Below are 19,315 nucleotides of genomic sequence, written 5' to 3'. Positions count from 1 at the left end.
GTCTGGGCGGGGGGCGCACCACCGCCGCCGCGCCGCCGCCGCGCCGCACCGGCTCGGCGGCCGCCACCCAGCGGCCGTCCGGCAGGCGCTCGACGCCGGTCGCGGCGCCGATCTCGGGCGTGCTGGTGAACACGTGGCCGAGCGCCTCCAGCCGGGCCCGCTCGGGCAGGTCCAGGAAGGCCGGCTCGGCCTGGGTGGCGGCCGTGTTGCGCTGGCTGGCCCGTGGCGCGGCGATCGCCTGCTCCAGGCCGAGGCCCCGGTCCAGGCGTCCGAGCAGGACCTGGAGGGTGGTGGTGATGATGGTCGCGCCGCCGGGCGAGCCGGCCGCCAGGACCGGCTCGCCGTCGCGCAGCACGATGGTCGGCGAGAGCGAGGAGCGCGGGCGCTTGCCCGGTCCGGCGAGGTTCGGGTCCGGCACCCCGGGGGTCAGCGGGGTGAAGTTGAAGTCGGTCAGCTCGTTGTTGAGCAGGAAGCCCCGGCCGGGGACGGTGATGCCGCTGCCGCCGGTCTGCTCCAGGGTGAGGGTGTAGGAGACGACGTTGCCCCAGCGGTCGGCCACGGTCAGGTGACTGGTGCTCAGGCCCTCGTAGGGCTCGGGCTGGGCCGCACCGGTGTTCGCGCAGTCGGCCGGGTGGCGCGGGTCGCCGGGGGCGAGCGGGCTGGTGAGCGCCCGGTCGGGGCTGATCAGGCAGGCCCGCGAGGCGACGTACCGGGGGGAGAGCAGCTCCTTGGCCGGGACGTCGGAGAAGGCCGGGTCGCCGACCCAGCGGTTGCGGTCGGCGAAGGAGATCCGGGAGGCCTCCAGGAAGTGGTGGTAGTACTGCGTGTCGTCGTACCGGCCGACGTCGCCGTCCTCCAGGATGCCGAGCGCCTCGCCGACGGTGGTGCCGCCGGAGCTGGACGGGGCGATCGAGTAGAGGTCGTAGTCGCGGTAGGCCACGTGGGTGGGCTGCTGGCGGCGCACCTGGTACGCGGCCAGGTCGGCGGCGTCCACCTTGCCGGGGCGGGCGTTGCGCCCGGAGGCCGGGTCCACCGGCGGGTGCTGGATGGTCCGGACGATGTCGGCGCCGAGGTCGCCCCGGTAGAGCGCCGCGGTGCCCTGCTCGCCCAGCTGGCGGTAGGTGGCGGCGAGCTCCGGGTTGCGGAACGTGGAGCCGACCGCGGGGAGCTTGCCGCCGGGCAGGAAGAGCTTCGCGGTGGCGGGGAAGTCCTTGAACCGGGCCTGGTTGAGCGCGGTCTGGTCCTGGAAGGTCTGGTCGACGGTGAAGCCCTGCTCGGCGATCCGCCGGGCCGGCTTCAGCGCGTCGGCGAAGGAGCGCTTGCCCCACTGCCGCACGGCCGTCTCCCAGGTCGCCGGGGAGCCGGGCACGCCGACCGACAGCCCGCTGGTGACGGCGTCCGCGAAGGCCAGCGGCTTGCCGTCCTCCAGGAAGAGCGACGCGTCGGCCGTCCGGGAGGCCGTCTCGCGGCCGTCGATGGTGGACACCCGGCCGCTGTCGTGGTCGTAGTAGACGAAGTACCCGCCGCCGCCGATGCCGGCCGAGTACGGCTCGGTGACACCGAGCGCCGCCGCGACGGCGACGGCGGCGTCCACCGCGTTGCCGCCCTTGCGCAGCACCTCGATGCCGGCCGCCGTGGCGTCGGCGTCCACGCTGGCCACCGCGCCGCCCCAGCCCACCGCCTCGGGCACCTTCGGCGGCGGGGCTGCCGCCCCGGCCGGCCCGGCGGCGGAACAGACCAGGGCGGTGGCAAGCAGGAGCGGCGGGGCGATTCGGGCCAGAGCTCTCATCCGGAGGCCTCCTGAGTCGACGTCAACTCCGTTGTTTCACAGGAGGCATGGCTCGGACAACAGGGCGCCGCGACTACCGGCGGGTAGTCCGGCGCTACAGCACGCTGCGCTCCACCCGGCGCCGCTTGATGGTGCGGAAGCGGCGGGCGACCTGGCGGGCGAGGTCGGCGGCGCCGACCAGGCCCGCCTCGTTGCCCAGGGCCGCGTGCGCGATGGTCGCCTCCGGCCGGAAGCCGCGCCCGGTGAGGGTGCGGCGGAAGGCGTCGCGGGCCGGGGTGAGGAGGAGGTCGCCGGCCTCGGAGACGCCGCCGCCGACCACGAAGCGTCCCGGGTCCAGGGCGGCCGCGAGGTTGGCGATGCCGACCCCGAGCCAGGTGCCGACCTCGTAGAGCAGCTCGACGGCGGTCGCGTCACCGGCCCGGGCGGCCTCGGTGACCAGCGGGCCGGTGATGCCCTCGACCGCGCCGCCGGCCCTGGCCAGCAGCAGCTGGACCACCGGCGACTCCTCGGCGACCAGCTCGCGCGCGTCGCGCACCAGGGCGTTCCCGGAGGAGTACTGCTCCCAGCAGCCCCGGTTGCCGCACGGGCAGCGGTGGCCGCCGGGCACCACCTGCATGTGCCCGAACTCCCCCGCCAGCCCGTACTTGCCCCGGTCGACGTAGCCGTCGCGGACCACCGCGCCGCCGATGCCGGTGCCGAGGGTGAGCATCACCATGAGGTCCTCGCCGCGCCCGGCGCCGAACCGCCATTCGGCCCAGGCAGCCGCGTTGGCGTCGTTCTCGACGATCACCGGGAACCGCAGCCGCTCGCTGAGCGCCTGCTGGAGCGGTTCGTTGCGCCAGTTCAGGTGCGGGGCGAAGAGCACCCGGGAGCGCTCGGCGTCCACCCAGCCGGCCGCGCCGATGCCCACCGCGTGGACGTCGTGGCGGTCGGCGAGTTCGAGCACCAGCTCGACGATGACGTCCTCGACGACCCGGGGGCTCTTGCTCTTGTCGGGGGTGTCGGTGCGCAGCTTCTCCAGCACCTTGCCCTCGCCGTCCACCACGCCCGCGACCACCTTGGTGCCGCCGATGTCGACGCCGATGGTGGGCAGCCGCAGGAGGCCGGCGGGCAGGGCCCGGCGGCGGCGCTCGGCCCGCGGCCCGAGGCCGAGCAGGCTGGGCAGGACCGGTGGCCGGGAGGCGGCGTTGGGGGTGGTCACGGCTGCGGACGCTCCTCACGGGGATCACGGGAGTCACGGGAGTCACGGGGTTCAGGGGTGTCGGTGCCCGGGCGGGCCAGCTCGTGCGAGAGCTCCTCCAGGTCGGAGCCGCCGGCCATCTCGGTGGTGAGCTCCTCCAGGCCGATCTCCGCCCGCGGGTGGCTGCCGGCCATCCGGCCCCGCTTGAGCAGGGTGAAGTGGTCGCCGACCAGGTAGGCGTGGTGCGGGTTGTGGGTGATCAGCACCACCCCGAGGCCGGCGTCGCGGGCGGCGGTGACGTACTTGAGCACCACCCCCGACTGCTTGACGCCGAGCGCGGCGGTGGGCTCGTCCAGGATCAGCGCCTCGGCGCCGAAGTGGACGGCCCGGGCGATCGCCACGCACTGGCGCTGGCCGCCGGAGAGGGTGCCGATCGGGCGGTCGACGTCGTGCAGGTCGATGCCCATCCGGGCGAGCGCCTCCCGGGTGGTGGCGCGCATCCCTTCGGCGTCCAGGCGCAGTCCGCCCCAGCGCCGCAGGCCCCGTTCGGAGCCGAGGAAGAAGTTCCGCCAGACGGGCATCAGCGGGACGACCGCGAGGTCCTGGTAGACGGTGGCGATGCCGCGGTCCAGCGCCTCGCGCGGGGAGCCGAAGCGGACCTCCTCGCCGCCGACGGTGAAACGGCCCTCGTCGTGCCGGTGCAGCCCGGCGATGATCTTGATCAGGGTGGACTTGCCGGCGCCGTTGTCGCCGAGCACGCAGCTGATCTCGCCGGCCCGCAGGGTGAGCGAGACGTCCTGGAGCGCCCGGACGGAGCCGTAGGTCTTGCCGACGCCTTCGAGGCGGAGCAGCTCGGTCATCGCGGTCCCCGTTCGGCGCGGCGCTTGACGAAGGTGTTCAACAGGGCGGCGAGCAGCAGCATCGCACCCAGGAAGAACTTGAACCAGTCGGGGTTCCACTGGGCGTAGATGATGCCCTTGCTCGCCATGCCGAAGATCAGCGCGCCGAGCGCCGAGCCGACCACCGAGCCGTAGCCGCCGGTGATCAGGCAGCCGCCGATGACGGCCGCCACGATGTAGATCAGCTCGTTGCCGACGCCCTCGCCGGACTGCACGGTGTCGAAGGAGAACAGCAGGTGCTGGCCGAGCACCCAGGCGCCGAAGCCGACGCCGAGGTAGAGCACCGTCTTGGTCCGGGCGACGGGCACGCCGACCGCCCGGGCCGCGGCCGCGTCGCCGCCGACCGCGAAGATCCAGTTGCCGAAGCGGGTCCGCAGCAGCACCCAGCTGCCGACCAGCAGCAGGCCGAGCCACCACCAGACGGTGGCCTTGACCGTCAGCCCGCCGACGGTGACCTCGGAGGCGAACAGCCAGCGGCAGGCGCCGAAGCCCTCCATGTCGGAGATCGGCTTGGTCGAGACGGTGCCGGAGACCAGCTTGGTGACGCCGAGGTTGGCGCCGGTGAGCATCAGGAAGGTGCCCAGGGTGACGATGAAACTGGGCAGCTTCGTCCGGCTGAGCATCCAGCCGTTGAAGCCGCCGACCGCCAGCGTCACCAGCAGCGAGACCAGCACGCCGACCCAGGTCACGGCGGTGAGCTGGTAGGACACCATCGACGAGGTCAGCGCGGCGGTGGTGACCAGCACGCCGGCCGAGAGGTCGAACTCGCCGCCGATCATCAGCAGCGAGACCGGGACGGCCATGATCCCGATGGTGGAGGCCGCGTACAGCACGGTGCCCAGCGAGGAGACCCGCAGGAACGGTTCGGCGACCGCGGCGAAGACCAGGAAGACCGCGGCGGCGGCGATCAGCGCCCCCAGTTCGGGGCGGGCGAGCACCCGCCGCAGCGCCGCCGGGCGGTCCTGGGCGAGGAGGTCGGTGGTGCTCAACGCGTCCCCCTCGCGACGTACTCGGCGAGGGCGTCGGCGTCGTCGCGGGTGAGGATCTGCGGCCCGGTCAGCACGGGCTTGCCGCCGCCGAGCATGTCCAGGTTGGAGCGGTAGAGCCAGAGCAGGTCGACGCCCTCGTAGCCCTGGAGGTAGGGCTGCTGGTCGACGGCGAAGCCGACCGAGCCGGACTTGAGGCCGGCCACCACCTGGGTGCCCAGGTCGAAGGTGTCGAGCTCGACGGGGCGGCGGGCGTCCTGGATCGCCTGCAGTCCGGTGGCGGCCATCGGCCCGGAGAGGGTCAGCACGGTGTCGATGGCCGGGTCGGCCTGCAGCTTGGCGGAGACGGCGGCCCGGGCGTCGGGCATGTTGACGCCGTCCACGTAGAGCACCTGGAAGGCCCCGCCGGCCTTGGACTGCGCGCCGGAGCAGCGCTGCTCCTGGCCGACGTTGCCCTGCTCGTGGATCACGCAGAGGACGTTCTTGCGGCCCCGGCCGGCGAGTTCGGTGCCGGCCGCCTGGCCGGCGGTGGACTCGTCCTGGCCGATGTGGGTCAGCGCGCCGAACCGGGCGGAGTACTCCTGGCCGGAGTTCACGGTGATCACCGGGATGCCGGCCGCCTTGGCCTTGCCGAGCACGTCGCCGAGCGCGTCCCCCTTGGCGAGGGTGACCAGCAGGCCGTCGACCTTCTGGTCGATGGCGGCCTGGACCAGCTGGACCTGGTTCTGGGTCTGGGCGTCGTTAGAGTACAGGAAGGTGATGTTGTCCTTGGCGGCGGCCTGCTCGGCGCCCTTGCGCACGGTGTCCCAGAAGGCGTCGCCGGCGCCGGCGTGGGTCACCATGGCGATCTTCCAGCGCGGGGTGGTGACGGCACTGCCACCGGCGGCCGCGGCCTGGCTGCGGGCGTGCTCGGCGCGGAGGCCTCCGGTACTGCTGCAGCCGGCCACGGCGGCCAGCACGGCGAGGACGGCGCAGGCGGGCCGGAACCGGCGGAAGGGGCGAAAGCGGGTTGTGCTCATCCCCATAGTCTCGCTGCCCGCCGCGCGCGGCATCGCACCGCCTCGCCCGCCGCCCGGATCCGCCCGGGCGGTATCGTGCCCCCGGTGGCGTTCCTGGGAGTCCGCTGGGTGCAGCGTCCGGGCGCGGGCCGTCAGGATGGCAGACTGGTGCGGGCCCCAAGAGTGAAACAGCGCCGAAACGTGATGTTCCTCTCAGGTTCCTTACAGATTTGGACGGCAACCGATTCCGCGTTCCCGACCGTCTGATGCCATTGGAGCGCGTTCCGGGCGAGTGGGGCCCCGGACGGCTTTGAACCCGGATACGAGAATTTGATGCAACTGACAGGCACGCCATTCCTCATCTGCACGATCGTCCTCGTGCCGATCTCCATCGCGGCGGCGCTGCTGCTCTGGGGAAAGGTGCGCGGGCCGCGGCCGGTGCAGGTCCTGTCCAGGCTTGCCATGATCGTCTTCTGCCAGATCACCGCCGTGACGACGGTCTTCGTCATGGTCAACAACGCCAACCTGATCTACGGCAACTGGGACGACCTGCTGGGCACCGGCAACCACGTCCGGGCCGTGCCCTCCGTCCCCCCGGCCGAGGCGGGCGCCGGCGGGGCCCAGGCCGGCGGCGACGCCGCCAAGCAGCCGCCCAAGGTCCACCAGCAGTTCCGCAGCGTGGACGACCCCAAGGTGCCGAACGACGTCCAGAAGACCGACCTCAAGGGCCAGCTGTCCGGCGTGGACGGCGAGGTGCTGGTCTGGCTGCCGCCGCAGTACCACGACCCGGCGTTCAAGGACAAGAAGTTCCCGGTCGTCGAGCTGATCCCGGGCTTCCCCGGCTCCTCCTCCACCTGGTACGGCACGCTCAAGGTCTCCGAGCAGCTCAAGCCGCTGATGCAGGAGGGCAAGGTGGCGCCGTTCATCCTGGTCTCGCCGCGCACCCTGCTGCTGGGCAACAGCACCGACGCCGGCTGCACCGACGTGCCCGGCAAGGTCAACGCGGACACCTGGCTGACCCGCGACGTCCCCCAGATGGTGCTGGACAACTTCCGCGCCGAGCCGTCGGCCGACCGCTGGGCGGTGGCCGGCTACTCGGCCGGTGCCCACTGCGCCGCCAAGCTGTCGCTGGCCCACCCCAACCGCTACCGGGCCGGCATCAGCCTCTCGGGCTACAACGACCCGGCGGTCGAGAAGTCCTCGCTGGTCGGCAAGGACGCCCAGCTGCGCGAGGCGAACAACCCGGTCACCATCGTGAAGACCGCCGCCCAGCCGCCGAAGGTCGCCCTGTACATCAGCGGCAACAAGGGCGACGGCTACGAGGACGGCCAGGCGATCGCGGCCGTCGCGAAGGCGCCGACCACCGTCCAGGTCCAGGAGACCACCGGGCCGCACTCCAGCGACGTCTGGAAGAACATGGTGCCGGGCGTCTTCCAGTGGCTCACCTCGATCATCCCCGTGCAGCCGTAGTCACGCGGAAGGGTCCGCCCCGCACACCGTCGGTGTGCGGGGCGGACCCCTTTCCGCGCGGGCTCAGGCCAGTTCGAGGGCCAGGTAGAAGTCCACCCGGTCCTCCAGCCGGGAGAGGTCACGGCCGGTCAGCTCCTCGATCCGGCCGATCCGGTAGCGCAGCGTGTTGACGTGCACGTGCAGCTGGGCGGCGCAGCGGGTCCACGAGCCGTCCGAGCGCAGGAACGCCTCCAGGGTGCGGACCAGGTCCGCCTGGTGCTCGATGTCGTAGGCGATCACCTTGTCCAGCAGCCGGCTGCGGAACGCCCGGCGGACCTCGTCGGGCACCGCGGCCAGCAGCAGCACGTGCGAGGCCAGCTCCTCCGGGCCGGCCACGCAGACCCGGCCGACCCGGGCGGCGGCGATCCGGCGGGCGTGCCGGGCCTCCTCCAGGGCGCCGCGCAGGCCGCCCGCCTCGGAGGCGGGGGCCGACACGCCGAGGGTGATCCGGCCCTCCGAGCCGAGGCCCGCCTCCAGCGGGGCGAGCAGCTCCCGCAGGGTGTCGGCGGGTACCGCGCTGTCCAGCGCGGGCAGCACCACCACCGCGCCGGTGCCCGCCCCGGCGACCAGGGCGCGGTCGGTGGTGCCGTTGAGAGCTTCCTCCAGGATCAGCCGCACCGCACCCTCGGGCAGGCCGGTGCCCTCGGCGCTGAGCACCAGCCAGGAGCCGTCCGGTGACTGCGGCTTGGGCTCGGGGTTCTCGTACCGGGCGGCCATCGCCGAGGAGGCGTACAGGGTGCGGCTGATCTCGCCCGGGTCGGCGTCGCGCTGGAGCAGCGTCAGCACCTCGTCGGCGAGGCGGCGGCGCAGCCGGCGGCCCTCGTCGCGGCGGTGCCGCTCGGCGGCGACCAGCCGGGCCAGGTTCTCGGCGAGCTGCTGGCGCTTGGTGGTCCATTCGGTGACGTCGCCGGCCACCGCGAGCACCCAGTCGGCGAGCGGCGCCTGGACGTCGTCGAGGGCCGGGGCGGGCAGCAGCGAGTAGGAGCCGTTGGCCAGCCGGGCCCGGTGCGGGGGGCGGCGGCGCTGGCGCTGGGCGCCGAGGTGGGCGCGGACCAGCTGGTCGCGGTCCTCGGCGGAGAGCCGGTCGGCCGGGCCGGCGATCACCGCGCCGGTGGGCGTGAGCACCCAGCAGTCGAGGTCGAGGTCGCCGCCGAGGAGGTCGAGGACGGCGTCCAGTCCGCCGCCGCCGGCCGCGGAGACCAGCAGCCGGTGGCGGTCGACCAGGGCGGCCAGGTCGGCGGCGCGGTCGGCGGAGACCTGCCGGCCGATGAACTCGGTGACGGTGCCGAAAGCGATGTCGTCGGGTACCGCCAACAGGGGCATCCGGTGCCGGCGACACGCGTCGACGAGGTCCTCGGGGACGGGGCCGACCTCGGCCTCGCCGGCCGCGAGGGCGACCGCGCCGCCGGCCACGATGGTCCGCACGAAGCGTTCGGAGTCGGCCGGCCCGGTGCGCCAGAGCATGCCGGTGAGCACCAGCTCGCCGCCGTGCAGGTAGCGGCCCGGGTCGTGCAGGTCCGTGGTCATCACGCCGCTGACCTGCCGGTCGAGCTCTTCCTCAGCCGCGAGCAGGCGCAGTCTCGGGGCTCCGGGGGCGAGCAGGTCGCGGACACGCATCCGGGACTCCTTACGGGCTTGGGGTGGGGGTGAGGGGGCCCGAGCGCGCGGTCCGGGGGTCACAGTGTGCCCGAACATCCGTGCTCGGTGTTACGTCCCAACGGACGCCCGGATCACGGGGTCATAGCTTGGGAATCACGGCCGGATTACGGTCGTAGGCAGCACCCGGAGAACAGCTGGGCTGCGAGATTCTCGTCCTTAGAGGAACGTACAGGATGCCGGGCGGGACCACAGCCGGGGCTTCATGCCATCGGTGACTGCCAGTGGGCCCCGTCACAGAGGTTCACTGGCCACACGCCGCCGGACACACCCCGGTGACCAGGACCCGACGCGGAGGCGACGAAGCGGAGAGCGCGGTCCGAACACCGAGTTCCCGGGCACTGTGCCCACCCGTCCGGCCGGCAACGACTTGAGGAGACACCCGCATGGAGTTCCTTCGGCCCGCTACCTGGGACGAGGCACTCGCGGCGAAGGCTGAGTACCCGACCGCGCTGCCCATCTCGGGCGGTACGGACGTCATGGTCGAGATGAACTTCGACGTGCACCGGCCATCCGCGATTCTCGACCTGAACCGCATCACCGAGCTCACCGAATGGTCGAACGACGGCGACGTCGTCCGGCTCGGCGCCTCCGTCCCCTACTCCCGGATCATCGACGAGCTGTCCGGTCCGCTGCCCGGCCTCGCGCTGGCGGCCCACACCGTCGGCTCGCCGCAGATCCGCAACCGCGGCGGCGTCGGCGGCAACCTCGGCGGTGCCTCCCCGGCCGGCGACGCGCACCCCGCGCTGCTGGCCGCCGGCCGCGACGTGTTCGTCGAGGCGGACTCCGTGCGCGGCACCCGGATGATCCCGATCGACGAGTTCTACGTCGGCGTCAAGCGCAACAGCCTGGCGGCCGACGAGCTGATCAGGGCCGTGCACATCCCCGTCGCGGACGGCCCGCAGCAGTTCTCCAAGATCGGCACCCGCAACGCCATGGTGATCGCGGTCTGCGCCTTCGGCTTCGCGCTGCACCCGAAGAACGGCACCGTCGGCACCGGGATCGGCTCGGCCGCCCCCACGCCGCGCCGCGCCGTCGAGGCCGAGGAGTACCTGCGGGGCGTGCTCGCCGAGCGCGGCCTGTGGGAGTCCGGCGAGCTGCTGGGCGCCGAGGTGATCCAGCGGTTCGGCGAGCTGGTGAAGGCCGCCGCCTCGCCCATCGACGACGTCCGCGGCACCGCCGACTACCGGCGGCACTCGCTGGCCGTGATGGCGCGCCGCACGCTCACCTGGACGTGGAACGACTACAGCAAGCAGATCAGGAGCGCGGCATGAGGGTCACTTTCACCGCCAACGGCAAGCCGGTCGAGGCCGACGACGTCTGGGAGGGCGAGAGCCTGCTCTACGTGCTGCGCGAGCGGGTCGGCCTCCCGGGCTCGAAGAACGCCTGCGAGCAGGGCGAGTGCGGCTCCTGCACGGTCTACCTGGACGGCGTCCCGGTCTGTTCGTGTCTGGTCGCGGCCGGCCAGGTGCAGGACCGCGAGGTCCGCACCGTCGAGGGCCTGAGCGACGAGCAGGGCGAGCTGGGCCTGGTCCAGCAGGCCTTCGTCGACGCCGGCGCCGTCCAGTGCGGCTTCTGCACGCCCGGCCTGCTGGTGCAGACCGACGCGCTGCTGGCGAAGGACGCCCAGCCGAGTGACAACGACATCCGCGAGGCGCTGTCGGGCAACCTCTGCCGCTGCACCGGCTACGAGAAGATCATGGACGCGGTGCGGCTGGCTTCCGCCCGTACGTGCGAGAGGGCGACGTCGGAATGAGTACCCGCACCATCCAGGGTCAGAAGAACCTGCAGAACATCAACCAGGCCAGCAAGGACGGCATCGGCGGTTCGCCGCTGCGCCCGGACGGCAACCTGAAGGTCAAGGGCGAGTTCGCCTACTCGTCCGACCTGTGGCACGAGGACATGCTCTGGGGTATGGCGCTGCGCTCGCCGCACCCCCGGGCGAACATCCTCTCGGTGGACATCGCCGACGCGCTGAAGGTCCCCGGCGTGTACGCCGTCCTCACCCACGAGGACATCCCCGGCACCAAGTACTACGGCCTGGAGATCCAGGACCAGCCGGCCCTGGCGATCGACAAGGTCCGCTACCACGGTGAGGCCATCGCGCTGGTCGCGGCCGACCACCCGGAGACGGCCCGCCGCGCGGTGAAGAAGATCAAGGTCGAGTACGAGGTGCTCACCCCGATCACCACCGAGGAGCAGTGCCTCGACCCGGAGACCCACGGCTACGTGCACGAGCCGCACGAGTTCAAGTCGCACGGCTACGGCAACATCTGCCACGAGCAGAAGCTGGTCTCCGGCCTCGGCGTGACCGACGAGGTGCGGGCCCTGGCGGACGTCATCGTCAAGGGCAGCTACGAGGTCGGCATGCAGGACCAGGCCTTCCTCGGCCCGGAGTCCGGCCTGGCCGTGCCGGCCGAGGACGGCGGCATCGACCTCTACATCGCCACCCAGTGGCTGCACGTGGACCGCCAGCAGATGGCCCCCGTGCTGGCCCTGCCGGAGGAGAAGGTCCGCCTCACGCTGGCCGGTGTCGGCGGCGCCTTCGGCGGCCGCGAGGACATCTCGATGCAGATCCACGCCTGCCTGCTCGCCCAGCACACCGGCAAGCCGGTCAAGATCGTCTACGCCCGGGACGAGTCCTTCTACGGCCACGTGCACCGCCACCCGGCGAGGATGACCTACGAGCACGGCGCCACCCGGGACGGCAAGCTGGTCTTCGCCGACTGCCGGATCGTGCTGGACGGCGGCGCGTACGCCTCCGCCTCGCCGGCCGTGGTCGGCAACGCGGCCTCGCTCGGCCACGGGCCGTACGTGATCCCGAACGTCAAGATGCACGCCATCGCGCTGTACAGCAACAACCCGTCCTGCGGGGCGATGCGCGGCTTCGGCGCGGTCCAGGCCGCGTTCGGCTACGAGACCCAGATGGACCGGCTCGCCGCCGAGCTGGGCATGGACCCGGTCGAGCTGCGCCAGCTGAACGCGATGTCGGAGGGCGACTTCATGCCCACCGGCCAGCAGATCGACTCGCCCGCCCCGGTGGCCGAACTCCTGCGCCGGGTCAAGGACATGCCGCTCCCGCCGCCGCTGGACACCGAGCACCTGGACGTCCGCCAGCTGCCCGGCGCACTGTCCAACACCTCGCACGGCGAGGGCATCGTGCGCGGCGTCGGCTACTCGGTCGGCATCAAGAACGTCGGCTTCTCCGAGGGCTTCGACGACTACTCCACCGCCCGGGTGCGCCTGGAGGTGATCGGCGGCGAGCCGGTCGCCATGGTGCACACCGCGATGGCCGAGGTCGGCCAGGGCGGCGTCACCGTGCACGCCCAGATCGCGCGCACCGAGCTGGGCGTCGAGCAGGTCACCATCCACCCGGCCAACACCGAGGTCGGCTCGGCCGGTTCGACCTCGGCCTCCCGGCAGACCTACATGACGGGCGGTGCGGTGAAGCTCGCCGCCGAGGCCGTCAAGCAGGCGCTGATCGAGAAGGGCCGCCGGCGCTACGGCTGGACCCAGCGCGACCTGACGCTGACCGGCGGCAAGGTGGTCTCGCCGTCGACGGGCGCCCTGGTCTCCATGGTCGACCTGCTCGGCGACGAGGCGATCGACCTCACCCGCGAGCACCACCACCGCCCGACCGTGCCGTTCGACAAGGAGACCGGGCAGGGCTTCGGCCACGTCCAGTACACCTTCTGCGCCAACCGCGCGGTGGTCGACGTGGACGTCGAGCTGGGCCTGGTCAAGGTGGTCGAGCTGACCGCCGTCCAGGACGTCGGCAAGGCGCTCAACCCGCTCTCGGTGGTGGGCCAGATCCAGGGCGGCTGCACCCAGGCGCTCGGCCTGGCCGTGATGGAGGAGATCATCGTCAAGGACGGGAAGGTCCGCAACGCGTCCTTCACCGACTACCTGATCCCCACCATCCTGGACACCCCGCCGATCCCGGTGGAGATCCTCGAACTCCCCGACCCGAACGCCCCGTACGGGCTGCGCGGGGTGGGCGAGGCGCCGACCGTCTCCGCGACGCCGTCGATCGTGGCCGCCATCCGCAACGCCACCGGTCTGGCGCTCAACCGGATCCCCGTCCGGCCCGAGCACCTGACCACCGAGGCCCCCGGACCGAAGTAGCCACCGGGTCTCCCCCACACCTCCCCGGGGCGGCGACCGTCTTCCCCGCCGCCCCGGGGCAGTTCCACCCCGAAGTACAGGCACCACACATGCACCAGCCGAAGCAAAGCGAACGCATCCTCCCGCTGCCTCTCCCACGCCGGGGTTCTGCAGCGGTGCGCACCACCCACCTCCGGCCGACGGCCGGTGGAACGCACTGCACCGCAGCACTGCCACAGAGTGCGCCCAGTGAGTCGAATCGTCCCCCTGTGCCAACTTCGTTGACTGGCTGTCAGGTCGGCTCGCCCACCCCAACCCCCTTTGACACTTGGGAGTGGACATGACCAGGATCCCCACGGAGCCCGGCACCACTGAAGACAGACCCACCGAGGACGACACCCCCACGTCGGTCCCGGTCGCACCGCCGAAGAACGCCATGGACGCGTACTTCAAGATCACGGCCCGGGGATCGACCTTCGGCAACGAGATCCGCGGTGGCCTCACCACCTTCATGGCGATGGCCTACATCGTCCTGCTCAACCCGATCATCCTGAGCGGCGCCGACGTCAACGGCCTCAAGCTGGACCACGCCCAGCTCACGACCGCCACCGCGCTCTCCGCCGCCGTCACCACGATCCTGATGGGCGTGGTCGGCAACGTCCCCCTCGCGGTCGCCGCCGGCCTCTCCGTCTCCGGCGTGATATCCGCCCTGGTGGTACCGCACACCACCTGGCCCCAGGCGATGGGCCTCTGCGTCGTCTACGGCCTGCTGATCGTCCTGCTGGTGGTCTCCGGACTGCGCGAGAAGATCATGAACGGCATCCCGCTGCCGCTCAAGCACGCCATCACCATCGGCATCGGCCTCTTCGTCTCGCTGATCGGCCTGGTCAAGGCCGGCTTCGTGCACACCGGCGGTCCCACCCCGCTCGCGCTCGGTCCCTTCGGCGAACTCGCCGGCTGGCCCGTGCTGGTCTTCTGCCTCACGGTGCTGACGATCTTCGTCCTGCTGGCCCGCAACGTCCGCGGCGCGATCCTGATCGGCATCGCCGGCGGCACCGTGGTGGCCTTCGTCATCAACGCGGTCGCCGACCTCCCGGCGAAGACCTGGATCAGCTCCGCCCCGGTGTGGCCGAGCGGCGGCCCGGTCTCCGCACCCGACTTCGGCCTCTTCGGCCACATCGACGTCTTCGGGGCCTTCGGCAGCCACGGCCTCGGCGCGATCAGCGCCTCGGTCGCCGTCTTCACCCTGGTCCTGGCCGGCTTCTTCGACGCGATGGCCACCATCATCGGCGTCGGCACCGAGGCGGGCCTGGCCGACAAGCAGGGCCGGATGCCCGGCCTGTCCAAGGCGCTGTTCATCGACGGCGCCGGCGGTGCCATCGGCGGTGTCGCGGGCGCCTCCGGCCAGACCGTGTTCGTCGAGTCGGCCACCGGCGTCGGCGACGGCGCCCGGACCGGCCTCGCCTCGACCGTCACCGGCGGCGTGTTCACCCTCATGCTGTTCTTCTCGCCGCTCGCCGCGATCGTCCCCACCGAGGTCGCCTCCGCGGCCCTGGTCGTCATCGGCTCGATGATGATGAGCCAGGCCCGGCACATCGACTGGGCGGACCGCGAGGTCGCCATCCCGGCCTTCCTCACCTGCACCCTGATGCCGTTCACCTACAGCATCACCGCCGGTGTCGCCGCGGGCGTCATCTCGTACACCGTCATCAAGGCCGGCACCGGCAAGTGGCGCGAGCCCGGCCCGCTGATGTGGATCCTCACCGGCGTGTTCGTGGTCTACTTCGCGCTCACTCCGATCAAGTCCTGGCTGGGCGTCCACTAGCGGCACCGCCGCCGCACGGGAATCGTTTCCCGTACGGCGGCACCTCCCGTTCCGTCTTCCGAGGTGTTGAGGAGCTCCCCGACATGCACGACATCGCCGAGCAGCTGCAGGCCTGGCACGCGTCCGGGCGTTCCTTCGCCGTGGCCACGGTGGTCGGGGTCTCCGGCAGCGCGCCGCGCGACCCGGGTGCCGCGCTCGCCGTCGACGCGGCCGGCGAGGCGATCGGCAGCGTCTCCGGCGGCTGCGTCGAGGGGGCCGTCTACGAGCTCTGCCAGGCCGCCATCGAGTCCGGCCGGCCGGTGCTGGAACGCTTCGGCTACAGCGACGAGGACGCCTTCGCGGTCGGCCTGACCTGCGGCGGCGTGCTGGACGTCTTCGTCCAGCCGGTCGTCCCCGGCGCCGACCCCGCGCTCGACGCCGGCATCACCTACCTCGCCTCCGGCACCCCGGTCGCCCTGGCCCGGGTGATCGACGGCCCCGGCGCGCTGGTCGGCGCCACCGTCGCCGTCACCGCCGACACCCACCACGGGGCCCTCTCCCCCGCGCCCACCACCGTCGCCCCGCTGGAGCGCGCCGTGGTCGCCGAGGCCCGCGCCATGCTGGACGCCGGGCGCACCGGCCGGCTGGTCCTCGGCCTCGACGGCCGCCCCTGCGACGACCGGGAGCAGGGCACCGTCACCTTCTTCGTCGAGTCCTACGTCCCCGCGCCGCGGATGATCGTCTTCGGGGCGATCGACTTCGCCGCCGCCGTGGTGCGGATCGGCAAGTTCCTCGGCTACCACGTCACCGTCTGCGACGCCCGGCCGGTCTTCGCCACCGAGCGGCGCTTCCCCGACGCCGACCAGGTGGTGGTCGACTGGCCGCACCGCTACCTGGACTCCCAGCTGGACCGGATCGACGGGCGGACGGTGCTCTGCGTCCTCACCCACGACGCCAAGTTCGACATCCCGCTGCTGGAGCGCGCGCTGCGGCTGCCGGTCGGCTACATCGGCGCGATGGGCTCGCGCCGCACCCACCGGGACCGCGACACCCGGCTGCGCGAGGTCGGCCTGACCGACGCCGAGATCGGCCGGCTGCGCTCGCCGATCGGCCTGGACCTCGGTGCCCGGACCCCCGAGGAGACCGCCGTCTCGGTCGCCGCCGAGATCGTCGCCCACCGGCGCGGCGGCACCTGCCTGCCGTTGAGCCGCGGCGAGGGGCCGATCCACCACGACCTGGCGCGGGCGGCCGGTCCGGCCACCGGGGACGCGCGGTCCCACGCGGCCTGACCGCGGCACGGCCCGGCCCCGCCGTCACCGCACGACGTCGTGGACCTCACGGATCAGCGGCGGTGCGGCCGGGATGCCGACCTCCTGGAGGACCGGCAGCAGCACCGCCGAGAAGTGCTCGAAGGCCTCCCGGGACTCCCACACGTCGGTCATGTGCCAGCCGCCGCCCGGCGTCGGACCGGACACGTGCAGGACCAGCCCGCGCACCGGCCAGTCGGAGGGCGCGTTCAGCCCGGTGCCGCCGGTCAGCCGGTCCACCGCCTCCTCGTACTGGTCCCGGGTGGTACCGGGGAATTCGAACATCACGATGATGGCCATGCGCTGCTCCCGTCGGATGGGCTCCGTCGCCTCCCATGCAGCCCCGCCCCCGCCCGCCCGGCCATCCGGCGCCACCACCCGGGTGATGTCGGGCGGCGCACCGGGCGCGGGCTACTCCGAGAGCGCCAGCCGCACCCCGAAGCCCACCACCACCGCCCCCGTCACCCGGTCCAGCAGCCGGCGCGCGGCGGGCCGGCTCAGCCAGCCGCGCACCGCCCTGGCGAAGCCCACCAGCACGGCCGACCAGAGCAGCCCCTCCACGACGTGGACGCAGGTCAGGGCCACCCCGGCGGCGAAGTGCGGGGCCCCCGCGGGGATGAACTGCGGCAGCACGGCGACGTAGAAGACACCGACCTTGGGATTGAGCAGATTGGTGAGCGTGCCGCGCCGCCACCCGGACCGGACCCCGCCGCCGGTCGGCAGCCGCTCCGGTTCGGCCCCGCCGCCCCGGTTGCGCAGCAGGCCGATCCCCATCCAGACCAGGTACGCGGCCCCGGTCCAGCGCAGGACCTCGTACGCCAGGTGGGAGGCGGTCAGCAGGGCGGTCACCCCGGCCGAGGTGAGGGTGCCCCAGATCAGCGTCCCGGTCTGGATGCCGAGCACCACGCCCCAGGCCTGCCGGCGCTCCCCCAGGGCGGAGGTGCGCAGCACCAGCGCGGTGTCGATCCCGGGCGTGAGCGTGAGCAGTCCCACCACGAGGGCGAAGGACCAGAGGGCGGTCGTCATCTCCATGGGCCTTGATCGTAGGGCCTCGGCCGGCCGGGGCGGGCCGACCGCGGGTCAGAGCGGGCGCACCCGCTCGGCCACCCAGCGCCCCTCCTGCTCCATCGGCTCGTACTCCACCCGCCGCCCCTCGGTGAGGACCCGGTCGCCCTCGGCCAGGATCGAGTCGAAGTAGACGTAGAGGGCGGGGCCGTCCTCGTCGGGGGTGATCAGGCCGTAGCCGTGCTCGGCGTGGTAGGACTGCACGGTGCCAGTGGCCATGGGGGTTCCCTCGCTTCCGCTGGGTGATGGAACTCCTGGGTACCAAATGCCCGGCCCGGAGCGGCCACGGCGCGCCCGGCCGCGCCCCGCGGCCTCGCTCAGCGGTAGCCGGCCGGGTCCAGCGGGCCGGCCGCCGTCTCCTGGTCGACCAGGTAGCGCCAGGCGTCCGGGCGGCTGCCGTCCAGGTCGGTGAAGCCGTACTCCTTCGCCAGGGCGCCGCTGGAGAGCGAGGCGCCGTTGAAGCGCGCCACCCCGGGGTCGCAGGCCAGCGCCACCACGGCGCGGCCGACGTAGCCGGGCGACTCCGAGACGCCGAAGCCGGGCTGCTTCGCGGTCGCGTCGCGCCAGTTCTCCTCGGTGACGCCGAAGTGCTCCAGCATCATCTCGGAGCGCAGCCAGCCGGGGGTCAGCGCGACCGCCGTCGCCCCGCACGGGGCCAGCTCGTGGCCCAGCGCGAAGGCCATCCGCAGCACCGAGGACTTGGCGAGGTCGTAGCAGAGCGAGTTCCGGTAGCGGGTGGCGTTGTAGTCGGCGGTGCCGTCGGTCATCTCCACCACCAGACCGCCCGGGCGGCGCAGCAGCAGCGGCAGCAGGTGGTGGTTGGTGATCACGTGCGTCTCGACGGCCAGGCGCAGCAGGCGCAGCCCGTTGTCCAGATCGTGCTCCCAGACCGGGCTCTCCCACTCGAAGAGGTTCTCGCCGCCCCAGATGTCGTTCACCAGGAGGTCGAGCCCGCCCTGCTCGGCCTCGATCCGCCGCGCCACGGCCTCGACCTCGGCGGGGACGAGGTGGTCCGCCCGGACCGCGATCCCCCGGCCGCCGGCCGCGGTGACCAGTGCCGCCGTCTCCTCCAGGGTCTCCGCCCGCCCGTACTCCGAGCGGTGCCCGCCGGCACTGCGCCCGGTCGCGTAGACCGTCGCCCCGGCGGCCCCCAGCTGCACCGCGATCCCCCGCCCGGCCCCCCGGGTCGCCCCGGCGACCAGGGCGACCTTGCCCGTGAGCGGCTGCGCCATGTCCCGTCCTTCGCTCGTGCTTCCTCCGACACCCTGGATGCTGCCCCGGTCACCCGGGACTCACCGCGCCGTGCCGTCGGGCGGCGGCATCATGTCTTCGCCGCCGGCCCGTCGATGCGGCCACCCGCGACGACGTACGAGCGCACGCGGCAGGCTCCCGGCGCCGCCGGGGGCGGGTCAGTCGGCCGTACCCGGCGGAACGACCCAGCGGGTGGACTGACCGGTCACGGCGGCGATCATGTCGTAGTCACCGTGGTAGTGCAGGACGGTCGCGCCGTGACGCTCGGCCGTGGCGGCGAGGACGAGGTCCGCGACCGGCAGGGCCCGCCAGTTGCCGGCGGCCGTCAGTCGTGCCTGCACCTCGATCGCCCGGTCCCAGACCTCGTCCGGCGTCGGAAGCCAGTCGAAGCCGCGCATGCCTTCGCGAATGCGCTCGGCATCGGCCTTCGAGCGGGCGCGGTGCATGACCTCCAGCTCGACGGCCCCGCAGACGGCGAGGAGTCCGGCGTTGTGCAGCGGCTCGATCGCGGCGCGTACGGCAGGTTTCGGGTACCGGGCGAAGGCCGACTCGTCGATCAGGAAGCGCTCACTCACCCGGGTGCGCCTGGCCGGTGAGGTCGGGCAGTCCGCCCTCGGAGAGCCAGGTGAAGAAGGACTCGCGCTCGCGGCGCTTGATCGCGTCCTCCAGGGCCGCGTTGACCGTGGCGACCTTGGTGGTCGTCCCGAAGATCTCCGCGGCCTCGGCGAGGAGCGTGTCGTTGACGTCTATCACGGTGCGAGCCATGG

General features: G+C 72.8%; 18 protein-coding genes. 6 read left to right on the top strand and 12 right to left on the bottom strand.

Going from position 1 to position 19,315, the window contains the following annotated elements; genetic code table 11:
* From ggt to ACFWA9_RS08380, 5 genes are all read right to left on the bottom strand, one after another.
* Positions 1 to 1,789, bottom strand: a 1,789-nt coding sequence (ggt, locus tag ACFWA9_RS08400; RefSeq protein ID WP_380384551.1) for a gamma-glutamyltransferase, incomplete at its 3' end; no start/stop codon positions are given.
* A gap of 94 nt (positions 1,790 to 1,883) precedes the next feature.
* Positions 1,884 to 2,945: an ROK family glucokinase gene (locus ACFWA9_RS08395; protein WP_329492339.1), complete on the bottom strand. Its 1,062-nt coding sequence runs from the start codon at positions 2,943 to 2,945 to the stop codon at positions 1,884 to 1,886.
* A gap of 41 nt (positions 2,946 to 2,986) precedes the next feature.
* Positions 2,987 to 3,829, bottom strand: coding sequence for an ATP-binding cassette domain-containing protein (locus ACFWA9_RS08390; RefSeq protein ID WP_380384548.1), 843 nt, complete (start codon positions 3,827 to 3,829; stop codon positions 2,987 to 2,989).
* Positions 3,826 to 4,857 carry an ABC transporter permease gene (locus tag ACFWA9_RS08385; RefSeq protein ID WP_352295146.1) on the bottom strand — a complete coding sequence of 344 codons (1,032 nt, stop codon included), beginning with the start codon at positions 4,855 to 4,857 and terminating at the stop codon, positions 3,826 to 3,828. The genes ACFWA9_RS08390 and ACFWA9_RS08385 overlap by 4 nt, the downstream gene beginning before the upstream one ends.
* Positions 4,854 to 5,873 (bottom strand): substrate-binding domain-containing protein, encoded by a 1,020-nt coding sequence (locus ACFWA9_RS08380; RefSeq protein WP_329490622.1) that lies wholly within the window; start codon positions 5,871 to 5,873, stop codon positions 4,854 to 4,856. Before ACFWA9_RS08380 ends, ACFWA9_RS08385 begins: the two co-directional genes overlap by 4 nt.
* Positions 5,874 to 6,230: 357 nt before the next feature.
* On the opposite strand from ACFWA9_RS08380, the gene ACFWA9_RS08375 reads away from it, so the two are divergent.
* On the top strand, positions 6,231 to 7,322 hold the full coding sequence (locus tag ACFWA9_RS08375) for an alpha/beta hydrolase-fold protein (protein WP_329490621.1): 1,092 nt from the start codon (positions 6,231 to 6,233) through the stop codon (positions 7,320 to 7,322).
* A 63-nt stretch (positions 7,323 to 7,385) separates the two neighbouring features.
* On the opposite strand, the gene ACFWA9_RS08370 is transcribed toward ACFWA9_RS08375, so the two are convergent.
* Complete coding sequence (locus ACFWA9_RS08370; RefSeq protein WP_352295142.1) at positions 7,386 to 8,978, bottom strand: helix-turn-helix domain-containing protein; 1,593 nt, start codon at positions 8,976 to 8,978, stop codon at positions 7,386 to 7,388.
* Positions 8,979 to 9,403: 425 nt separating this feature from the next.
* Here ACFWA9_RS08370 and ACFWA9_RS08365 point away from each other — a divergent pair, with 425 nt between their 5' ends.
* The 5 genes from ACFWA9_RS08365 to ACFWA9_RS08345 all read left to right on the top strand — a co-directional run bounded on the left by ACFWA9_RS08365 (position 9,404) and on the right by ACFWA9_RS08345 (position 16,214).
* Positions 9,404 to 10,291, top strand: a complete 888-nt coding sequence (locus ACFWA9_RS08365) for an FAD binding domain-containing protein (RefSeq protein ID WP_329490618.1) — start codon at positions 9,404 to 9,406, stop codon at positions 10,289 to 10,291.
* Positions 10,288 to 10,773: a (2Fe-2S)-binding protein gene (locus ACFWA9_RS08360; RefSeq protein WP_329490617.1), complete on the top strand. Its 486-nt coding sequence runs from the start codon at positions 10,288 to 10,290 to the stop codon at positions 10,771 to 10,773. Before ACFWA9_RS08365 ends, ACFWA9_RS08360 begins: the two co-directional genes overlap by 4 nt.
* The gene (pucD, locus tag ACFWA9_RS08355; RefSeq protein WP_380384543.1) at positions 10,770 to 13,142 is read left to right on the top strand and encodes a xanthine dehydrogenase subunit D; all 2,373 of its coding nucleotides are present in this window, start codon (positions 10,770 to 10,772) and stop codon (positions 13,140 to 13,142) included. The genes ACFWA9_RS08360 and pucD overlap by 4 nt, the downstream gene beginning before the upstream one ends.
* Before the next feature lie 319 nt (positions 13,143 to 13,461).
* Positions 13,462 to 14,946: an NCS2 family permease gene (locus tag ACFWA9_RS08350; protein ID WP_380384541.1), complete on the top strand. Its 1,485-nt coding sequence runs from the start codon at positions 13,462 to 13,464 to the stop codon at positions 14,944 to 14,946.
* 83 nt (positions 14,947 to 15,029) lie between these two features.
* Positions 15,030 to 16,214 carry an XdhC family protein gene (locus ACFWA9_RS08345; protein ID WP_380384538.1) on the top strand — a complete coding sequence of 395 codons (1,185 nt, stop codon included), beginning with the start codon at positions 15,030 to 15,032 and terminating at the stop codon, positions 16,212 to 16,214.
* 24 nt (positions 16,215 to 16,238) lie between these two features.
* On the opposite strand, the gene ACFWA9_RS08340 is transcribed toward ACFWA9_RS08345, so the two are convergent.
* The 6 genes from ACFWA9_RS08340 to ACFWA9_RS08315 form a co-directional block, all read right to left on the bottom strand.
* Positions 16,239 to 16,532 carry a hypothetical protein gene (locus ACFWA9_RS08340; protein ID WP_380384535.1) on the bottom strand — a complete coding sequence of 98 codons (294 nt, stop codon included), beginning with the start codon at positions 16,530 to 16,532 and terminating at the stop codon, positions 16,239 to 16,241.
* Between the two features lie 111 nt (positions 16,533 to 16,643).
* Positions 16,644 to 17,264: a LysE family translocator gene (locus ACFWA9_RS08335; RefSeq protein ID WP_329490612.1), complete on the bottom strand. Its 621-nt coding sequence runs from the start codon at positions 17,262 to 17,264 to the stop codon at positions 16,644 to 16,646.
* Between the two features lie 48 nt (positions 17,265 to 17,312).
* The gene (locus tag ACFWA9_RS08330) at positions 17,313 to 17,516 is read right to left on the bottom strand and encodes a cold shock domain-containing protein (RefSeq protein WP_352295132.1); all 204 of its coding nucleotides are present in this window, start codon (positions 17,514 to 17,516) and stop codon (positions 17,313 to 17,315) included.
* Between the two features lie 98 nt (positions 17,517 to 17,614).
* On the bottom strand, positions 17,615 to 18,529 hold the full coding sequence (locus ACFWA9_RS08325) for an SDR family oxidoreductase (RefSeq protein WP_380384531.1): 915 nt from the start codon (positions 18,527 to 18,529) through the stop codon (positions 17,615 to 17,617).
* A gap of 177 nt (positions 18,530 to 18,706) precedes the next feature.
* Positions 18,707 to 19,123 carry a PIN domain nuclease gene (locus ACFWA9_RS08320; RefSeq protein WP_380384528.1) on the bottom strand — a complete coding sequence of 139 codons (417 nt, stop codon included), beginning with the start codon at positions 19,121 to 19,123 and terminating at the stop codon, positions 18,707 to 18,709.
* A complete protein-coding gene (locus ACFWA9_RS08315; RefSeq protein WP_380384525.1) occupies positions 19,116 to 19,313 on the bottom strand; it encodes a type II toxin-antitoxin system VapB family antitoxin in 198 nt (65 codons plus the stop codon). Before ACFWA9_RS08315 ends, ACFWA9_RS08320 begins: the two co-directional genes overlap by 8 nt.
* Positions 19,314 to 19,315: the final 2 nt, after the last annotated feature.

The sequence above is a fragment of the Kitasatospora sp. NPDC059973 genome (genome assembly GCF_042737525.1).
Taxonomy (GTDB): domain Bacteria; phylum Actinomycetota; class Actinomycetes; order Streptomycetales; family Streptomycetaceae; genus Kitasatospora.
This window is presented reverse-complemented; position numbering and strand designations above follow the sequence as displayed.